The following is an 18,119-nucleotide window of genomic DNA, read 5'->3' as shown; positions in this document are numbered from 1 at the left end:
ATGATGGAACAAAGGAGTACCTAAGCACGCTTTATGCTTTATGCTTTCTGCTTAACCGTTAGCCTCATACTTGATCAGCCACTGCACCCCGAACTGGTCTGCCAGCATGCCAAACCAGCTGCCGTCAACCACTTCTTTCAGGGAGCATATAACATGGCCTCCGGCAGAAAGCCGGTAAAACAGGCGAAAGGCCTCCGGCCGGCTGTTAACGCTGATGGCAATGGAAAATTTTTCACCGGTAATGCCGTCGCCAAAGTCCGCGGGCCGGTCGCTGCCCATTAGCACGGTGCGGGCGCCAATAGGTAAGGAAATGTAAATGATCTTCTGCCCCTCATGCTCCGGCAAATAGGTTTCATCTTCAACTTCATTTAAGCGGGTTTTCTGATAGAACTGGCCGCCAAACACAGACCGGTAAAAGTTAAACGCCTCCTCGCAATTACCGTCAAAGGTCAGGTAAGGGCTCACTGCTGCCATTATAAATGGTTATTAGTTAGTAATGGTGTAAAGCTAGGCCTATGCAGTTAATTATATGGGCTGTTAACGCGACATTATAGAGGTGCTTTGCGACATCAAACAAGGGTTACTTTAATGCCCATATCTTCCATGGTTTTTAATATGTGTGAGGATACGCCTTTATCTGTAATGATCTCATCCACCTCTTCCAGCCCGCAAATGCGGCCAAAACCCCTTTTCCCGAATTTGCTGGAATCTGCCAGCACAATGGTTTTCTGGGCAGTGGCTATCATTTTCTGGTTCAGGTGCGCTTCCATGATGTTGGTAGTGGTAAGGCCAAATTCCGTATCAATCCCATCTACCCCCAGGAATAATTTACTGCAGGAAAAATCTTCCAGGATCTTTTCTGCATAAGGGCCGGTAACGGAAGATGAGCTGTTGCGCAGCAGGCCGCCCAGCTGTATCACTTCTATTTCCGGGAAGCGGAGCAGTTCCAGCGCCACGTTCAGTGCAGCAGTAATTACCGTAAGGTGGCCTTTTACGTGAATGTTACGGGCCAGGGCCTGCACCGTGGTGCCGGAAGCAATGATCACCGCATCATTAGGATCTATTAATGCAGCAGCAGCCTGGCCTATATATTGCTTTTCGTCGCGGCGGATCTTTTCCTTTTCATTTACCGGCTTATCGTTGGTATAAGGATTGTTCACCATAGCCCCGCCATGGGAGCGGAATAACAGGGCCCTGTCTTCCAGCAGTTTCAGGTCCTTACGGATGGTTACGCCGGATACATCCAGCTCTTTGCACAGGTCTACCACGCTGATATAACCTTTTTCGTACAGCTTATCCAGTATAAACTTATGACGTTCAGCAATATTGATCATAGACATACCCCCTAAAATTAAAGCATTTCAGCTCTGTTGTCACGTATTTTTTGCAGACCCCGCTATACCCTTCACCCCACAAATATGCGGCTTTTTATGTTTCAATTTATTTCGTAATAATTATTTAATATGGTCAAATGAAACACAAATAAAAACAATAAGAAACGTTCATCCAAATAACCTTTTTGATTAAATCGTTCATTATCAACAAAATTACCTGGCAGAACCGCCATAATTTCCGCTCAAACAAAATATTTTTGCTTTTTCATATTATTTTATATTTTGGTTTCGATTTGTTTTATTTTGCATTCAATTTGATACGAACTGAAAGCATACAAAAGCAAGTCCATTATAAAATGAATAGAACAGACGCTATAGCAGAGATCAAAAAAACGCCGGCACAACAGTGGGACCTGGTGATCATTGGTGGCGGCGCTACCGGTTTGGGTACTGCCATGGATGCAGCTACCCGCGGCTATAAAACCTTATTGCTGGAGCAGGCTGATTTTGCCAAAGGCACCTCCAGCCGCAGCACCAAGCTGGTACACGGCGGCGTACGTTACTTAGCCCAGGGCGATGTGGCCCTGGTGCGGGAAGCCCTCTATGAAAGAGGCCTGCTGCTGGCCAACGCCCCGCACCTGGCCCATAACCAGGACTTTATTATTCCACAATATACCTGGTGGCAGGGTCCTTTTTATACCATTGGTTTAAAAGTATACGATCTGCTCTCCGGCCGCCTGAGCCTGGGCCGCTCCCGCCACATTGGTAAAAGTGAAACGCTGCGCAAGCTGCCCAACATTCAGCAGCGTGGATTAAAAGGCGGCATTGTATACCACGACGGGCAGTTTGACGATGCGCGCCTGGCCGTGAACATAGCCCAAACCGCAGCAGAGAATGGCGCGGTGCTCCTGAACTATTTTAAAGTAACCGGCCTGCATAAAGATGGCAGCAGCCGCATTAACGGCGTGCAGGCCAAAGACCTGGAAACCGGCGACGTATATAACTTTCCTGCCAAAATAGTGATCAATGCTACCGGCGTGTTTGTAGATGAGATCCTGCAGCTGGATAACCCGGGGGCCCGCCCCATGGTAAGGCCCAGCCAGGGCGTGCATGTAGTGCTGGATGCATCTTTCCTGCAAAGCAGCAGCGCCATTATGATCCCTAAAACAGATGACGGGCGCGTACTTTTTGCCGTGCCCTGGCATAATAAAGTATTATTAGGAACAACGGATACACCACTGGATGAACACAGCATGGAACCCATTGCCCTGGAACAGGAAATAGAATTTATTTTAAGAACAGCAGCTAAATACCTCTCCCGTCCGCCAGCCAGGAGCGATGTGCTCAGCGTGTTTGCCGGCCTGCGCCCATTAGCCGCGCCGCAAAAGAACACCAGCAGCACCAAGGAAATTTCCCGCAGCCATAAAATACTGGTAGCTCCCTCCCGCCTTATTACCATTACCGGCGGTAAGTGGACCACCTTCCGCCGTATGGCGCAGGATACCGTGAACCAGGCCATTACCACCGGCGGTTTGCCGGCTGCGGAATGCAAAACCAAAGACCTGCACATTCACGGTTATACGGAACATCCATCCAACACGGAACCATTAAACGTATATGGTAGTGATGCACCTTTGCTGCAAACCTTGATAGCACAGCAAGCGGAGCTTGGCCAGCCCCTGGATGCCCGCCTGCCCTACATTAAAGCGCAGGTGATCTGGGCCGTACGCAATGAAATGGCCCGCACTGTGGAAGATGTGCTGGCACGCCGCTTACGGGCGCTGTTCCTGGATGCGCAGGCAGCCATTGATATGGCCCCGCAGGTAGCCGCCCTTATGGCCACAGAGCTTGGGAGAGACAGCAGCTGGCAGCAGGCGCAGGTACAGGCCTTTAAAAACATGGCACAGCATTACCTGCTGCAGCGCAGCAACACAACACATAAAATAACAGCATAGCATACACGTATTCCATTATAAACTGAAATAGCCACGTAGATAAACAGGAAAAACATGAACAAATACATTATGGCCCTGGACCAGGGAACCACCAGCTCAAGAGCCATCTTATTTGACCATTCCGGCGCCATTGTATCCGTAGCGCAGAAAGAATTTACCCAGCTTTTCCCACAGCCCGGATGGGTGGAGCATGACCCGGCAGAAATATGGAGCAGCCAGATAGGCGTAGCCACAGAAGCCATAGCCAAAGCGGGTTTGGAAGGCGGCAACATAGCCGCTATTGGCATTACCAACCAGCGGGAAACCACCCTGGTATGGGACCGCGCTACCGGCAAACCTATACATAACGCCATTGTTTGGCAGGACCGCCGCACCGCCGCTTATTGCGATTCATTAAAAGCAGCCGGCCACGAAAAAATGATCCGTGAAAAAACAGGCCTGGTAATAGACGCCTATTTCTCCGGTACCAAAATAAAATGGATCCTGGATAATGTGCCCGGCGCACGCGACCGCGCCAACAAAGGCGAGCTGGCTTTTGGCACCGTAGATAGCTGGCTGATATGGAACCTGACCCATGGCGCCGTACATGCCACAGATGTTACCAACGCCTCCCGCACCATGCTGTTTAACATTCACTCACTGGCATGGGACAACGAACTTTTGCAGCTGCTGGATATACCGGCATCTATGCTGCCAGCAGTAAAAGAATCCAGCGAAGTATATGGCGAAACCACGCCCGGTATGTTTGCCAAACAAATACCCATAGCCGGTATTGCCGGCGACCAGCATGCCGCTCTTTTTGGGCAGATGTGCACTGCCTCCGGTATGGTAAAGAATACTTACGGCACCGGCTGTTTTATGCTTATGAACATTGGGGGAAAACCCACCAACAGCCGCAACAACCTGGTTACTACCGTAGCCTGGAAAGTGGATGGGCAGGTGCAATACGCATTGGAAGGCAGCATTTTTATTGCCGGCGCTATTGTGTAATGGCTGCGCGATGGGCTGGGCATTATCCGCGCCTCATCAGAAGTAGAAGCGCTGGCTGCCAGCACCAAAGAAAATGAAGGCGTATACCTGGTGCCTGCCTTTGCAGGTGTAGGCGCGCCACACTGGGAGCAGCATGCACGGGGCACCCTGGGAGGCATGACCCGCGGCACCACTGCCGCGCACATTGCCAGGGCAGCGCTGGAAAGCATTGCCTACCAGACCATGGAAGTATTAAAAGCCATGGAAGCAGATGCAAAGATCAGCATTAAAGAGCTGCGTGTAGATGGTGGCGCTACCGGCAATAATTTGCTGATGCAGTTCCAGGCAGATATCCTGAACACCAAAGTAGTGCGCCCGCGTATTACCGAAACCACCGCCATGGGCGCCGCTTACCTGGCAGGCCTGGCCACCGGGTACTGGAAAAACCTGGAAGAGATCCGCAGCCAGTGGCAGGTAGATAAGACCTTTACACCCGCCACAGAACAAACCCACCGCGAAGAGTGGATCAAAGGCTGGAACCGCGCAGTAAAAACGGCCAAGGTATGGGCCGCTGCAGCAGAATAAACGTTATGTAAAAACTAAATTCAACCAATAACATGCATCCCTTATTAGCGGAATTCCTTGGTACTGCATTAATGATACTGCTGGGTAACGGCGTAGTAGCGAACGTAGTGCTTAATAAAACAAAAGGCAACAGCAGTGGGTGGATCGTGATCACCACCGGCTGGGCGCTCGCCGTGTTTGTAGGCGTAGTGCTGGCATCACCTTACAGCGGCGCACATTTAAACTCAGCTGTAACCATTTCACTGGCAGTAGCCGGTAAATTTGAGTGGGCCCGCGTACCCTCCTTTATTGCCGCGCAAATGCTGGGCGCTATGACAGGCTCTTTCCTGGTATGGCTTAACTATAAAGACCACCTGGATGAAACGCCCGACGCAGGTTTACAGCGCGCCGTGTTCTGCACAGAGCCGGCTATACGTAAAATTGGCCGTAACCTGATCTGTGAGATCACCGGCACATTTGTACTGCTGTTTACCATTTTCTATTTCACAAACGCAGAGCTGGGACCCGATAAAACGCCTGTAGGGCTGGGCTCCCTGGGTGCGCTGCCTGTGGCTTTGCTGGTATGGTCTATTGGTTTGTCGTTAGGCGGCACTACCGGTTATGCCATTAACCCGGCCAGGGACCTGGGCCCCCGCATTATGCACATGCTGTTACCCATAAAAGGGAAACAGGGCAGCGACTGGGCTTATGCCTGGGTGCCCATTGCAGGGCCTGTTATTGGCGCTGTACTGGCAGCCATTTTATACCTGTTCATAAAATAAACACGTCAAACATATACGAATATACGAGCAGTACTTTGGGGGGACTATAATTAACGGAAACGGATCAACGCATAGCGTTTAAACGCATGCACTGTACATGTGAATATCAGCCAGACAATAGCATAGAACTATTCCAAACCAGGTACATAGCATTCAACCCATTTATTAAAACATAAAGCAGATGAAAAAGCGTACCAGCATGGCCGTTATGGGCTGTGCACTGGCCCTGAGCGGCTATTACCTTACGGCCTGTAAAACAACGCAACACGCCACCACCGCTGCCGGCAGCGATTTACCCGGGTATTATAAAGTAGGCCACCGCGGCACCCGCGGGCTCATGCCGGAAAATACTATTCCTGCCATGATCACCGGCATTGAAACCGGCGCCAACACCATTGAGTTTGATGTGCACATTACTAAAGACGGGCAGGTAGTGGTATACCACGATGCCTCCTTTACGCCCTCCTACACCACTAAACCGGATGGCAGTGATATAACATCCGCAGAACGCAGCCAGTACATTTTTTATAACATGAACTATGCGGATATCAAGCCCTTTATTATCGGCGAAAAACCTTATCCGGCCTTCCCGGAGCAGCAGCGTATGCGCAGCTACGCCCCTCTGCTGTCTGATATGATAGATTCCGTGGAAGCCTATACCACCGCGCATAAGCTGCCACCGGTATATTACCTGCTGGAAATTAAATCTTCTGAAAAAACAGATGGTAAGGAACAACCTGCACCGGCAGAATACCTGCAAAAGCTAATGGCGGTAAAACAGCTGGCGCCGCTAGGCAAACGTTTGTTCATACAGTCTTTTGACATGCGGCCCTTGCAGATCTTGCACCGCACACACCCGCAAATAAAACTGGGTTTTCTTACTTCCGATAAACAGCACACTTTTGAACAGCACCTGCAACAGTTAGGATTCACACCGTTCTTTTATAACCCGGAATACCATATGGTTAGCAAAGAGCTGGTGGATAAATGTCATGCCAAACGGATTAAGATTGTCCCCTGGACAGTAGAAACAACCGATGAGATGAAACACCTGCAAGCACTTGGTGCTGACGGCATCATCACCGACTATCCCAACAGGTTACCGAAGTAACGTCATTGCGGGGAGCCGCGAGGCGACGCGATTAAAATCGTTTTCACCATTATCTAATAATAAACGTTTATGAAACTGCTCTTACGATTCCACACATCAAGCCGGTTAAAAAGCCGGGTGTTGCTACTGGGGATCTTATGTTTTACTGCATTATCCCTGCAGGCGCAAGACCTGCCTATTACCGGAAAGATCACTGCCGCTAATGGCATGCCATTGATCGGCGTAAACATACAGGTAGCCGGCACTTCGCGCGGTACTGCCAGTACAGCCGACGGCTCTTTTAAGATCAGCGCGGCCAAAGATGCCACGCTTAAATTCTCCTTTATCGGGTACCTGCCCAAAGAAGTAAAGGTAACTAACACCACCCCGCTGGAAATAAAGCTGGAAGAAGATGTACAAAAGCTGAACGATGTGGTGGTGGTAGGTTATGGTACGCAAAAGAAAGCTACCTTAACCGGCGCTATTACTACCGTGGAAATGGTAGACAAGGTAGGTCAGCCCCTCACCAACGTGAGTAACGCTTTACAGGGCGTGCCCGGTGTATTTGCAAACCTCAGCAACAGCCAGCCCGGTGTAGACCGCAGCACCATTCGCATACGCGGCGTGGGCACCCTCAATAACAGCGACCCGCTGGTGCTGGTAGATGGTATTGAATATTCCATGGACGAGCTGAACCCGGCGGATATTGAAAGCGTAACCGTGCTGAAAGATGCGGCCGCAGCCATTTACGGCTCACGCGCTGCCAACGGCGTAGTGCTGGTGACCACTAAGAAAGGTAAAGGCACTTCCCGTGTAAACTACAGCTACTATTACGGTCAGCAAAAAGCTACCTACCTGCCGGATATTATTGATGATCCCATTACCTACATGAAGCTGAAGAACCAGGCCAACAAAAATGAAGGCAAAGCGCCGGAGTATGCAGATGCCGACATTGCAGAATACCAGGCAGGCATGGCCACCGACCACTTCACCTACCCTGCCAACAACTGGTATGATATTGCTTTGAAGAATGGCGTTATACAAAAACATGACCTCAGCGTAGCCGGTAGTACGGATAAATACCAGTACCGCCTTTCTATTGGTTACCTGAACAGGGATGGTATTCTCTTTGGCCCCGGCAACAATGAAAATAAATATTCCATAGGCATCAATGCATCTATGAATGTAAATGAGCGGCTGAAAGTAGGCGTTACCATGGATGGTTATTACCGCAATTACACCACGCCATTTTATACCTCTACCTGGTCGTACCTGGCCAGGGCGCTGCCCATTTTATCAGATACCCTGGAGGATGGCCGCTATGGCAATTCCTGGCTCAGGACCCTGGGCCGCAACAACTGGGAAAATCCGCGTATGCTGGCCTATAATGGTTTAATGACCAAAACGGTACAGCGTTTCCTGAGCACTGTTTTTGCAGAATACAAGCTGCCGTTCAACATTACGTACAATATCAAATTCGGGGTTGATAAATACGATGGTTTGCTCACCGGCTTCACGCCCCGTATGCAAACCTTTAACCCTAAAACCGGCGCCGCTATTAACTGGAACAGCCCGGCCACAGCGCCCCGCTCACAAAGAACAGATTATAACGACATCAACATCCACTTTTACAACACCCTGAACTGGAACCACCAGTTTGCAGGAAAACACAACGTAGCATTAATGCTGGGCTCCAGCTACGATAATTTTGATTCCGATTCCTGGGGCACCAGCATGTACGGTTACCTGGATGGCACGCTGGACGCCTTTGATGCCGGTACCGTGTGGAATGCCACCAACGGTAACTATACCCGCGATGTGCTGCAATCCTACTTTGGCCGTTTGAACTATGATTTTGACGGCAAGTATTTACTGGAAGCTACTTTCCGTAGCGATGGATCTTCCCGTTTCAGCCCAACAGGCTCATACCGCTGGGGCTTTTTCCCCTCCGCATCTGCCGGCTGGCGTATTGATAAGGAATCTTTCTTCCAGTCCAACTTCATAGACCAGTTAAAGCTGCGCGTGTCCGTAGGCTCTATGGGCAACCAGGCCGTACCGCTGTACAGCTACCTGCCTAGCGTGGAGCTGGGAGAAGATTACAGCTTTGGCGGCACCCTGAACTCCGGCGGCGCTACCAAAAAGTATGTGGACCCTACCATTCACTGGGAAACCACCACTACCTATAATGCAGGCGCCGATGTTAATCTTTGGGGCAACCGTATATCCTTAACCGTAGATGCCTATAAAAAGCACACCACCGGTATCCTGCGCGCAGTGAACATTGCCGCGCAGATAGGCAACCTTACCGGCCCGCAGCAGAACATTGGCGCGGTGGATAATACCGGCTTAGAGGTAGTGCTGCAATACAAGAACAATATTGGCAACCTGGATTATGGCGTGTATGGCAATGTATCCTATAACAAGAATAAAATTGTAGACCTGAACGGTGAAGTAGTGTATAACTCAAACGGCACTATTTTAAAAGAGGGCTCCCCTATTGATGCATTCTATGTGCTGCAGGCAGAAGGCCTGTTCCAGTCGCAGGAAGAGGTGGACCACAGCGCCAAACAAAGCGTGAACACCAAACCCGGTTACATCAAGTTCAAAGATGTAAATAACGATGGTATTATAAACGGTGATGACCGTGTGCTGGTGAATACTTCCTCCTCTGTACCCAAGTTCACTTTTGGTTTTGGATTTAACCTGGGTTATAAGGGTATTTCGCTCAGCGCCGCTTTCCAGGGTATTTCCGGCGTAAAAGTATTACCGGTGGCCAACCTGGCCTTCCCCTTCTACAATGGCGCCAATGCCACCAAAGAATGGGAAACAGATGCATGGACGCCTGAGAATCCCAACGCACGCCTGCCTATCGTTACTACCAGCACCGGCTATGCCGATAACTTTCAGCGTTCCAGCTTCTGGTTACGGGATAACGCTTACGTACGTATGAAAAACATACAGCTGGGTTATGCCCTGCCTGAGCGCTGGTTATCCAAAGCAAAGATCAGCAAGGTATCTGTATTCATTAATGCGCAGAACCTGCTCACTTTTTCCAAGTACAAGGATTTTGACCCGGAAAGTGTGCTGGATCAATCAGACCTGTACAGCTACCCGATGCTGAAAACCTATAACGGCGGCCTGAATGTTACTTTTTAAACCACGAAAAAACAAACTGATGAAAAAGATATTTCTCTTAATGGCTGGTGCAGGTTTCCTGGCAATGGGCTGTAATAAAAGCCTGCTGGATACCTCCCCGCACGACCGTTATACGGAAGCTACCTTCTGGACCACCCCGGAAGCCGCAGCAGCAGGCCTTACCGGCTGTTACTCCGTATTGCGCAATGATGGTATTTATGGCGGTAAGAACAGCGGTGGCGGATCTGCCACGGCCCTGTGGGACGAAACCCTTTCGCCCAACGCCTACAACTACAGCAATACCATGAGCTTTAACTTTATTGCAGCCGGGCAGCAGAATGCCAGCACCGGCGGTATTGTTACTGCGCGCTTTGGCGATTGTTATACCGGCATAGGCCGTTGCAACACCTTCCTGGCTAAGGTGGATGAAGTGCCGGAGATGAACGAAGACGACAAAACCCGCATGAAGGGGGAAGCTAAGTTCCTGCGCGCACTCTATTACTTTACCTTACAGACCTATTATGGCGATGTGCCCCTGATCCTGGACCCGCCCAATAAAGAAACACAGGGTAAGCTGCCCCGTACACCCCGCGCAGAAGTAATAGCGCAGGTAATAACAGACCTGGACAGCGCAGCGCTGGTGCTGCCGGCCTCCTATACCGGCACCAACAAAGGCAGGGCCACCAAAGGCGCAGCCATGGCTTTAAAGGCCAGAGCGCTGCTGTATGAGGCCAGCCCGCTTTTAAACACCACGAACGATGTAGCCAAGTGGACGGCAGCAGCGGCGGCAGCCAAAGCTGTAATGAACCTGAACTACAAGCTGTTTGGCGATTACAGAAGCCTGTTCCTGCAGCCCAATGAAAATAATTCAGAGGTGATCTTTGATGTGCAGTACATTTTTCCGAACCAGGGCAGCTCCTTTGACCTGATCTGCACGCAGTACAATACCAATGCACCGCTGCTGGACCTGGCCAAAGCCTACTACATGAAAAACGGCTTGCCTACTTCCGATCCTGCATCCGGTTATGATGCCGCCAATCCGTACAAGGACCGCGATCCGCGCCTGTATGCTACCTTCACCTACCCTGGTGACGTGTATAAAGGCAAAAAAATAGATTCTACCCGTTTTGCCAGCACCGGTTATGGCATGAAAAAGTATAGCATCTATGACAGCATTACACCGCCCAGCGATAAATCAGATCTGAAGGATGGTCAGTCGGACATTAACTTTATTGTACTGCGTTTAGGCGATGTGCTGCTGATGTATGCAGAAGCGCAGAATGAAGCAGCCGGGCCGGATGCTACCGTGTATGATGCATTGAACGCCCTGCGCGACCGGGTGAAGATGCCGCATATAACTGCCGGTTTAAACAAAGAGCAGATGCGCACTGAAATACACCATGAGCGACGCATTGAGCTGGCCGGCGAAGGATTGTATTACAACGATATACGCCGCTGGAAGACCGCGCAAACAGAGCTGAACACCAGCATTTTCAGCTGGAGCGGCAAGTACCTGGAAAAACGCGCCTTTAACCCGCAAAGGGATTACTGGTGGCCTATTCCACAAACAGAAAGAGATCTGAACCCGGAGCTTACGCAGAATAACCTGTATTAATGTGCCGATGTGCAAATATGCAAATGTGCAGATACCGCTGATGTATTAATGAGCCAATATGCTGATGTACAGTCATTTTTTTAATTACTTTGCGCATCTGCATATTTGCACATCTTTTTGCAACTTTTAAATTACGTACGGAATGAGCAAACCATTTTCCGCCATGTTACTGGCAGGCGCCTTTGCACTCATGCAGGGCGGCGCCGTTATGGCGCAGGCCAATGAGCAGCCCAAACTGATTGTGGGTATTGTGGTAGACCAGATGCGCTGGGATTATTTATACCGCTACTATGACCGGTATAGCGCCGGCGGTTTTAAACGGATGCTGGGAGAAGGGTTCTCCTGTGAGAACACCTACATCAGCCACCTGCCCTCTTTTACGGCAGTAGGCCACAGCACCGTGTACACCGGCAGCGTGCCCGCCATTCATGGTATTACCGGTAATGACTGGACAGACCAGCTTACCGGGCGTCACTGGTACTGCACGGAAGATACCGCCGTACAATCCGTAGGCAGCAGCTCTGCAGCCGGTAAAATGTCGCCGCGTAATTTGCTGGCCTCTACTATTACCGATGAACTACGCCTGGCCACCAATTTCCGTTCTAAAGTAGTAGGCGTATCACTGAAAGACCGCGCCTCCATACTGCCTGCCGGGCACACGCCCAACGGCGCTTTCTGGCTGGACGACAGCAACGCCAGCTTTATTACCAGCACCTATTACATGAAAGAGCTGCCGGAGTGGGTGCAAAAGTTCAATGCAAAAAAAGAGCCCGCACAGCTTATGTCCAAACCCTGGGAAACACTGTATCCCATTAACACCTACCTGCAAAGCAGCGCAGATAATTCAAAATGGGAAGGCACCTACACCGGTGAAACAGCACCTGTGTTCCCGCATAACATGCCGGAGATCTATCCAAAGAACCCGGTGAGCCTGCGCGCCACACCATCCGGTAACACGCTTACGCTGGATTTTGCAAAGGCAGCCGTAGAAGGTTATAACCTGGGCAAAGGCGCCGCTACGGATTTCCTGACCATCAACTGCGCTTCTACAGATTATGTAGGCCACCAGTTTGGCCCTAACTCTATAGAGGTGGAAGATACTTACCTGCGCCTGGATAAAGACCTGGCGGCCTTTTTCACCTATCTTGACCAGCGCGTGGGCAAAGGTAAATACCTGGTGTTCCTCACCGCCGATCATGGTGCGGCACATGCCGTAGGTTTTATGAAAGAGCATAATATACCCGGCGGCCTGCTGGTTAACAAAAATGAGCTGGATGGATTGCTGAAAGAAAAATTCGGCACCGGCGGGCTGGTACGCGGCCTCTGGAACTATCATGTGAACTTTAACGTAAGCCGCATTGATTCCGCGAAGCTGGATTATGATGCCATAAAAAAGGAAACTGTGAAATGGCTGCTGAAACAACCGGGCGTACAGTTTGCCGTGGATGTGGATAATATTGGCAGCAGCGCCATACCGGAGCCTATTAAAAGCATGATCATAAACGGGTATAATCCTAAACGCACAGGCTCTGTAATGATAGTGCCGGAACCCGGCTGGTACCAGGGCGCCACCACAGGCACTACCCATGGTAACTGGAATGCGTATGATGTGCACATTCCGCTGGTGTTCATGGGCTGGCATGTAAAACACGGCGCCAGCAACGACATTACACACATGACAGATATTGCGCCCACCATTGCCGCCATGCTGCGTATTCAAATGCCTAATGGCTGCGTAGGCAAGCCGGTAAAACAGGTTACCGGGCAGCCGTAAGGAATGTAAAATTCTAAATGTAAAAGTGGAATGCAGTCGCTTATTCGCTGCATTCCACTTTTACATTTTACATTTATGATTTTACATTTTACATTCACTATCCTTTCTGCTCATAGTCATAATTCACCATCCACTGCACACCGTATTTGTCGGTGAACATGCCGAATAGTGCGCCCCAGAAGGCTTTTTCAAGCGGCATGGTTACTTTGCCACCGGCAGAAAGGCTGTCGAATAATTTTTTGGCTTCTTCTTCGCTGGCGGCGCTGATAGCAATAGAAAGGTTATCCCCTTCCCGCAGCTGGCCAAATTCAGCAGGGCTGTCGCTGCCCATAAGAATAGTACCCTGTCCTATGGGCAATGCTACGTGCATTACTTTCTTTCCTTCCTTTTCATCGTATTTGGAATCAGGAATGTCACTGAACAACATGCGGGTCAGAAATTCTGTGCCAAATGCCGCCTTGTAAAAATCAAATGCTTCTGCGCAATTGTTACTAAAGGTGAGATAAGGATTAACGGCTGCCATTGTAAATATTTTTATGGGTGAATAATAAACTTATTGTTTTTCCAGTATGGCTTTCAGGTTGTTCAGCCCTGTTTGCAGGTCTTTACCTATCATGTCTTCCATGTTCATCAGCAGCATTAAATTCATGGGGTAAGCCATCCTGCTGCTAAAACCCCACTTCACCGTGGTCTGTGAACCGGATACAGGGGTGGCGCTCATAAAGGCGCTGGCCTTGCCGGGGAGTGGTTTTATAAAACGGATCTCATAATCCACCTGCCCGGGCATTACCTTTTTTATTTCCTGCTCACCTTTACCTGCGTCCTTATTCTGGCTATCCCAGCGGTATACAAAACCCGGCGTAGCATCCGTGCCCTGGTAGTCCTTTTTCATGGCAGGGTCTATTTTGGCCCATACGCTATAGGTATCCTGGTTCTTCAGGTACTTCACATAATCAAAAACTTCGCCGGCAGGTTTGTTAATATTCACTTCCCTTTCCACCGTATAATCTTTGCGGATGAACAGGGCTATGATCAGGGGAATAGCGATCAGGATCGCAATAACAAGTAAGATACGCTTGATAATTTTCATGGTATGTTGTGGTTTAGGTAAAACAGGTGAATGGCTTAGCCGCGCTTAGTCTCATAATGCAGGCCCACTACGCCGGTCTTGAAGGTAACAGTACTTAACAGCTGCAGGTTTGTTTTTTGCTGCACATCCTTAAATAAGGGGATACCTGTACCCAGTAACACAGGATTCACATTGATCAGGTATTCATCTATCAGCCCCAGCTCCATAAAAGAGTGTGTTAAACGCGGGCTGCCAAAGATCATCAGGTTCTTGCCGGGCTGTTGTTTCAGCTTGGCTACTGCCGCGGCAGTGTTTCCGTTTATTAAGGTAGTATTATTCCAGGTTACTTTTTCCAGTGTGGTGGAAAAAACTATTTTTTGCACTTCCTCTACCCAGGCTGCATGGTGGCGGTCCAGGTCACTGGCATTAGGATCATTGGGTATCGTGGGCCAGTAACCTTCCATCATCCCGTAGGTGGTGCGGCCGTAAATGGCGGCATCTACATCCTCCATTTTGTCCGTTACATATTGAAAGATCTCGCTGTCATGCTGGATCCAGTCCATGCCGCCATTAGTGTCTGCAACAAAACCATCCAGGGATACGTGCATTAATAAAACTACTTTTCTCATAACAGTTATAATGATTATTAGGTTTGCGATATCTTAAATTATTACCCTACAAAGATATCTGAACATTACCAGCTGTTCCGGGTGTAAATCCGACAATTTGAGGGGGGCTTTACGGCCGGATTTCCCCTTTTTGCTAATGGAAGCGGCTGCACTCCAAAAGGGAAACCCCGCTCAAAAGAACGGGGTTGTTTGAAACAGGTCAGATGGCGATCATAAAAAAAGTTATTGCTGCTGCAACCCGTTAATGTAGCTGCGGATCAGCGCAAGCCCCTCTGCATGCACAATGGTAGTGCCTATTTTGGGCATTTGCCCCTGTGCTACTTTATGCACCATTCTATTGCCATTCCTTTCTATATGCGTATCCTCAAATGACAGCTCATAAGAAAACCGCAGGCCGGTACGGGCTGCCCAGCCTCCGCTGCGGTGGCAATGGGCGCAGTTCACTTCCAGGTAAGCGCGGGCCCTTTCTGCCAGCGGCACCTGTTCGTTATCCCAGGACGGCAAAGCGGTAATAACAGCTATATCCAGCTCCGGCAGCAAACCCGCGTGGGATAAGTATTGCAGCTGGTTCACACTTTTACCGTTACGCAGCACTGTACGGTTTAAGTTGCGCAGCTTAGGCCCTATAGGCAGCAGCATACCATTGCCCTGGTGGCAGGATCTGCAGCTGCGCTGGTCCGGGATCTCATACCGTACGGATTGTTGTTCCCCATTGGCATTGGTCCATTGTACCTTTTCCGTTGCACCGCCTGTAATAAGTACTGCATCTGTTTGTGCTGCATTCCACTGGTAGGTGCCGGCCTGCCAGGCATCCGCCGTTCTTATCATCACCCTGGTTTCCATAATACGCCTGCCTTTGGCAGTATCTCTTTTATCAGTGTAATAAAAGAAGGTTTTCACCAGGATAGCGCCTTCGGGGAAATCCGGCAGCTGATCCCCATTCGGCGTAAGGCGGAAACCGGCAGGCACTTTTACCAGGCGTTGTTTTTCCGCGTAGTCGGAGAATAAGGTGGTGGCCAGCTCGTAGGGCGTGTATTCTTTTGCAGGTACAAGATTAGCCGGGCTGCCTTCAAAAATATGATAGGCGGATAAAACGGGCAGCAGTACGCTCTTATCAGCAGCCGGCTCCCATTTCCAGGATTGCAGCAGCAACAGCATGATCACCAATAGCGGAAGGAGGATCTTTTTCATGCTTTTTCTCTATATACCATGCAGGCTGCAATAACCAGCATCAGTGAAAGAATATTTACCAGGGTACGGATGGTGTTCAAACTATTCCAGGGCCCTTCTAAACGCAGGCGCATGGCAGCTAATTCTGCCGGGGAAGCAGCCGGTATATTAAAAGCATCCAGCGCATTATTTAAAGGCACATTCCCGAACATGGTTACGCCAAACACACCAAATACATACAGGATGGTAGCAGCCAGCAGTAACCAGAACCGCAGGCTTACCGGCTGGCTGTATTGCATAAAAGTGCAAACCGGTAATAAGATAAGCGTGCCCATAAAGCTCATAAAGAACACGGGGTTCAGGATAGCCCGGTTCATCATCTGGAAAGAGCTAAGGTATTGTGTGTCGGAAAGGCGGGCAATACCCGGCACTACAGAACAGGACCATGCATAAAAAAGGCCGGCGATCAACGCGGTAAGCGTGGCTGTGGCCCAGAGTATAAGATTATGAATGTTCATAAAGCGGTTGTTTTAAGTGATACTGCAAATGTGTAACACACCGCTTTTTTAAAATAGAACAAAACCGACAGCCGCCTGTAAACTGCTGTGGCAGCGGAATATAAAATGTTTGTTCCCCTCCTGTCGGTTTTGTTCTATTTCTTCCCTGCCCCCGGTTCTAGCTTTGAGAAAAAAAAGCAGATCATGAACACACAACTCCCGCCCAAATCACACACACTGGTAACAGGTGGTACCGGTAAAACCGGCAGCCGTATTGTAAACCGTTTAACCCAAATGGACTGGCCGGTACGTATAGGCTCCCGCTCAGCCAGCATTCCTTTTGACTGGTATAACCCGGATACCTGGGCCCCTGCCTTAAAAGATATACAGGCTGTGTACATCTGTTTTCAGCCCGACCTGGCAGTGCCCGGCGCTACCAGCATTATCCGCGCTTTTACACAACAGGCAGCACAGCAAGGTATTCAGCACGTAGTATTATTATCCGGCCGCGGTGAGCAGGAAGCGCAGGATTGTGAGCAGATAGTAATGCAATGCGGTATTAACTGGACTATTGTACGCGCCAGCTGGTTTAGCCAGAACTTCAGCGAAGGTTATTTGCTGGAGCCTATACAGGCCGGTCATGTAGCCTTGCCTGCCGGTGATGTAGGAGAGCCTTTTGTAGATACAGATGATATTGCAGATGTAGCAGTAGCCGCCCTTACACAGCCCGGGCATTACGGACAGCTGTACGAGGTAACCGGTCCTGAGATGTATAGCTTTGCGGAAGCCATCGCGATGATAGCCAAAGCTACCGGCAAAAGCATCCGGTATGAATATATGCCTATAGCCGATTATACCGCTGTAATGGAACAGTATGAAGTACCGGCAGATGTGATTGCGTTACTGGGTTATTTATTTACAGAAGTGCTGGACGGCCGTAATGCCTCTGTAAGCGGGGATATAGAACGGGTACTGGGCCGCCCTGCCAAAGATTTTGCAACCTATGCAAAGGAAACTGCCGCTGCCGGCATATGGAATGCACCGGCTGAAGAGCTTAAATAAGAAGCGGAGTTTAAGTGTAAAAAAGAAGTGCAGCGGACTTGTTCCGCTGCATTTCGCTTTTATGCTTTTGGCAGATATTTATCCACCAGCGTTACTATCATGTCCCTGAACCCTTCAAAAGAATCAGGCTTGGTAATGATCTGGGTAACCCCTATGCTGAAACATTCGCTGGAAAGGCGGCTATCGTTATAGGTGGAGTAAATAACCACGGGTATGTGATGCAAACGTGCATCATCCCGGATGATCTGCAGGGTTTCCTTTCCATTCATCTGCGGCATGTTCTGGTCCAGCACTACCAGGTCCGGCAGCTGGGTATCATCCTTTAGCAGCTGCAGGATCTGCAGGCCATTGTCCACGGCATCAAAATGAAAATCGTTAGTGGCTTTCAGCTCATTCAGTATTTCGCTAAAGATCATTTTATCATCTTCATCATCCTCTGCTAATAATATTTTCTTTGACGTTATCATTGTGGCT

The 18,119-nt window shown here is 49.6% G+C and carries 14 protein-coding genes and 2 pseudogenes; 8 read left to right on the top strand and 8 right to left on the bottom strand.

Features of this window, described 5'->3' with window-relative positions:
- Positions 1 to 51 precede the first annotated feature (51 nt).
- Together KVT36_RS27280 and KVT36_RS27275 are read right to left on the bottom strand one after the other, a co-directional pair.
- Positions 52 to 474: a VOC family protein gene (locus KVT36_RS27280; RefSeq protein ID WP_217606607.1), complete on the bottom strand. Its 423-nt coding sequence runs from the start codon at positions 472 to 474 to the stop codon at positions 52 to 54.
- 95 nt (positions 475 to 569) lie between these two features.
- A complete protein-coding gene (locus KVT36_RS27275; protein ID WP_368670052.1) occupies positions 570 to 1,340 on the bottom strand; it encodes a DeoR/GlpR family DNA-binding transcription regulator in 771 nt (256 codons plus the stop codon).
- Positions 1,341 to 1,690: 350 nt separating this feature from the next.
- Here KVT36_RS27275 and KVT36_RS27270 point away from each other — a divergent pair, with 350 nt between their 5' ends.
- The 7 genes and pseudogenes from KVT36_RS27270 (at position 1,691) to pafA (ending at position 13,218) form a co-directional block, all read left to right on the top strand.
- Positions 1,691 to 3,289: a glycerol-3-phosphate dehydrogenase/oxidase gene (locus KVT36_RS27270; RefSeq protein WP_217606606.1), complete on the top strand. Its 1,599-nt coding sequence runs from the start codon at positions 1,691 to 1,693 to the stop codon at positions 3,287 to 3,289.
- A 54-nt stretch (positions 3,290 to 3,343) separates the two neighbouring features.
- Positions 3,344 to 4,843: pseudogene (glpK, locus tag KVT36_RS27265) on the top strand (glycerol kinase GlpK).
- A gap of 26 nt (positions 4,844 to 4,869) precedes the next feature.
- A pseudogene (locus KVT36_RS27260) lies at positions 4,870 to 5,604 on the top strand (MIP/aquaporin family protein); the annotation flags it as partial.
- Between the two features lie 181 nt (positions 5,605 to 5,785).
- Complete coding sequence (locus tag KVT36_RS27255) at positions 5,786 to 6,715, top strand: glycerophosphodiester phosphodiesterase family protein (protein ID WP_217606604.1); 930 nt, start codon at positions 5,786 to 5,788, stop codon at positions 6,713 to 6,715.
- Positions 6,716 to 6,784: 69 nt separating this feature from the next.
- Positions 6,785 to 9,850, top strand: coding sequence for a TonB-dependent receptor (locus KVT36_RS27250; RefSeq protein ID WP_217606603.1), 3,066 nt, complete (start codon positions 6,785 to 6,787; stop codon positions 9,848 to 9,850).
- Between the two features lie 19 nt (positions 9,851 to 9,869).
- Positions 9,870 to 11,444, top strand: a complete 1,575-nt coding sequence (locus KVT36_RS27245; RefSeq protein ID WP_217606602.1) for a RagB/SusD family nutrient uptake outer membrane protein — start codon at positions 9,870 to 9,872, stop codon at positions 11,442 to 11,444.
- 142 nt (positions 11,445 to 11,586) lie between these two features.
- Positions 11,587 to 13,218, top strand: coding sequence for an alkaline phosphatase PafA (gene pafA / locus KVT36_RS27240; RefSeq protein ID WP_217606601.1), 1,632 nt, complete (start codon positions 11,587 to 11,589; stop codon positions 13,216 to 13,218).
- A gap of 97 nt (positions 13,219 to 13,315) precedes the next feature.
- On the opposite strand, the gene KVT36_RS27235 is transcribed toward pafA, so the two are convergent.
- The 5 genes from KVT36_RS27235 to KVT36_RS27215 form a co-directional block, all read right to left on the bottom strand.
- Entirely contained in the window at positions 13,316 to 13,741 is a 426-nt protein-coding gene (locus KVT36_RS27235; RefSeq protein WP_217606600.1) for a VOC family protein, read from the bottom strand.
- Positions 13,742 to 13,771: 30 nt separating this feature from the next.
- Complete coding sequence (locus KVT36_RS27230) at positions 13,772 to 14,308, bottom strand: SRPBCC family protein (RefSeq protein WP_217606599.1); 537 nt, start codon at positions 14,306 to 14,308, stop codon at positions 13,772 to 13,774.
- A gap of 35 nt (positions 14,309 to 14,343) precedes the next feature.
- Positions 14,344 to 14,916, bottom strand: a complete 573-nt coding sequence (locus KVT36_RS27225; RefSeq protein ID WP_217606598.1) for a dihydrofolate reductase family protein — start codon at positions 14,914 to 14,916, stop codon at positions 14,344 to 14,346.
- 222 nt (positions 14,917 to 15,138) lie between these two features.
- The gene (locus KVT36_RS27220; RefSeq protein WP_217606597.1) at positions 15,139 to 16,107 is read right to left on the bottom strand and encodes a hypothetical protein; all 969 of its coding nucleotides are present in this window, start codon (positions 16,105 to 16,107) and stop codon (positions 15,139 to 15,141) included.
- Positions 16,104 to 16,604 carry a DUF1772 domain-containing protein gene (locus KVT36_RS27215; RefSeq protein ID WP_217606596.1) on the bottom strand — a complete coding sequence of 167 codons (501 nt, stop codon included), beginning with the start codon at positions 16,602 to 16,604 and terminating at the stop codon, positions 16,104 to 16,106. The genes KVT36_RS27220 and KVT36_RS27215 overlap by 4 nt, the downstream gene beginning before the upstream one ends.
- A 183-nt stretch (positions 16,605 to 16,787) precedes the next feature.
- On the opposite strand from KVT36_RS27215, the gene KVT36_RS27210 reads away from it, so the two are divergent.
- Positions 16,788 to 17,645, top strand: a complete 858-nt coding sequence (locus KVT36_RS27210; protein WP_217606595.1) for an NmrA family NAD(P)-binding protein — start codon at positions 16,788 to 16,790, stop codon at positions 17,643 to 17,645.
- Between the two features lie 59 nt (positions 17,646 to 17,704).
- On the opposite strand, the gene KVT36_RS27205 is transcribed toward KVT36_RS27210, so the two are convergent.
- Positions 17,705 to 18,112 (bottom strand): response regulator, encoded by a 408-nt coding sequence (locus tag KVT36_RS27205; RefSeq protein WP_217606594.1) that lies wholly within the window; start codon positions 18,110 to 18,112, stop codon positions 17,705 to 17,707.
- Positions 18,113 to 18,119 lie beyond the last annotated feature (7 nt).

The organism is Chitinophaga sp. GbtcB8 (genome assembly GCF_019091455.1).
Lineage (GTDB): Bacteria > Bacteroidota > Bacteroidia > Chitinophagales > Chitinophagaceae > Chitinophaga.
Note: the sequence above shows the minus strand (reverse complement) of the source record. Positions and strands in the feature narration are given on the sequence as shown.

Excerpts from the sequence above, each read along its gene's own strand:
- KVT36_RS27280 (WP_217606607.1), bottom strand. The coding sequence starts at position 474 with ATGGCAGCAGTGAGCCCTTACCTGACCTTTGACGGTAATTGCGAGGAG.
- KVT36_RS27250 (WP_217606603.1), top strand. The coding sequence starts at position 6,785 with ATGAAACTGCTCTTACGATTCCACACATCAAGCCGGTTAAAAAGCCGG.
- KVT36_RS27270 (WP_217606606.1), top strand. The coding sequence starts at position 1,691 with ATGAATAGAACAGACGCTATAGCAGAGATCAAAAAAACGCCGGCACAA.
- KVT36_RS27205 (WP_217606594.1), bottom strand. The coding sequence starts at position 18,112 with ATGATAACGTCAAAGAAAATATTATTAGCAGAGGATGATGAAGATGAT.
- KVT36_RS27220 (WP_217606597.1), bottom strand. The coding sequence starts at position 16,107 with ATGAAAAAGATCCTCCTTCCGCTATTGGTGATCATGCTGTTGCTGCTG.
- KVT36_RS27255 (WP_217606604.1), top strand. The coding sequence starts at position 5,786 with ATGAAAAAGCGTACCAGCATGGCCGTTATGGGCTGTGCACTGGCCCTG.
- KVT36_RS27245 (WP_217606602.1), top strand. The coding sequence starts at position 9,870 with ATGAAAAAGATATTTCTCTTAATGGCTGGTGCAGGTTTCCTGGCAATG.
- pafA (WP_217606601.1), top strand. The coding sequence starts at position 11,587 with ATGAGCAAACCATTTTCCGCCATGTTACTGGCAGGCGCCTTTGCACTC.
- KVT36_RS27225 (WP_217606598.1), bottom strand. The coding sequence starts at position 14,916 with ATGAGAAAAGTAGTTTTATTAATGCACGTATCCCTGGATGGTTTTGTT.
- KVT36_RS27235 (WP_217606600.1), bottom strand. The coding sequence starts at position 13,741 with ATGGCAGCCGTTAATCCTTATCTCACCTTTAGTAACAATTGCGCAGAA.
- KVT36_RS27230 (WP_217606599.1), bottom strand. The coding sequence starts at position 14,308 with ATGAAAATTATCAAGCGTATCTTACTTGTTATTGCGATCCTGATCGCT.
- KVT36_RS27275 (WP_368670052.1), bottom strand. The coding sequence starts at position 1,340 with ATGTCTATGATCAATATTGCTGAACGTCATAAGTTTATACTGGATAAG.
- KVT36_RS27210 (WP_217606595.1), top strand. The coding sequence starts at position 16,788 with ATGAACACACAACTCCCGCCCAAATCACACACACTGGTAACAGGTGGT.
- KVT36_RS27215 (WP_217606596.1), bottom strand. The coding sequence starts at position 16,604 with ATGAACATTCATAATCTTATACTCTGGGCCACAGCCACGCTTACCGCG.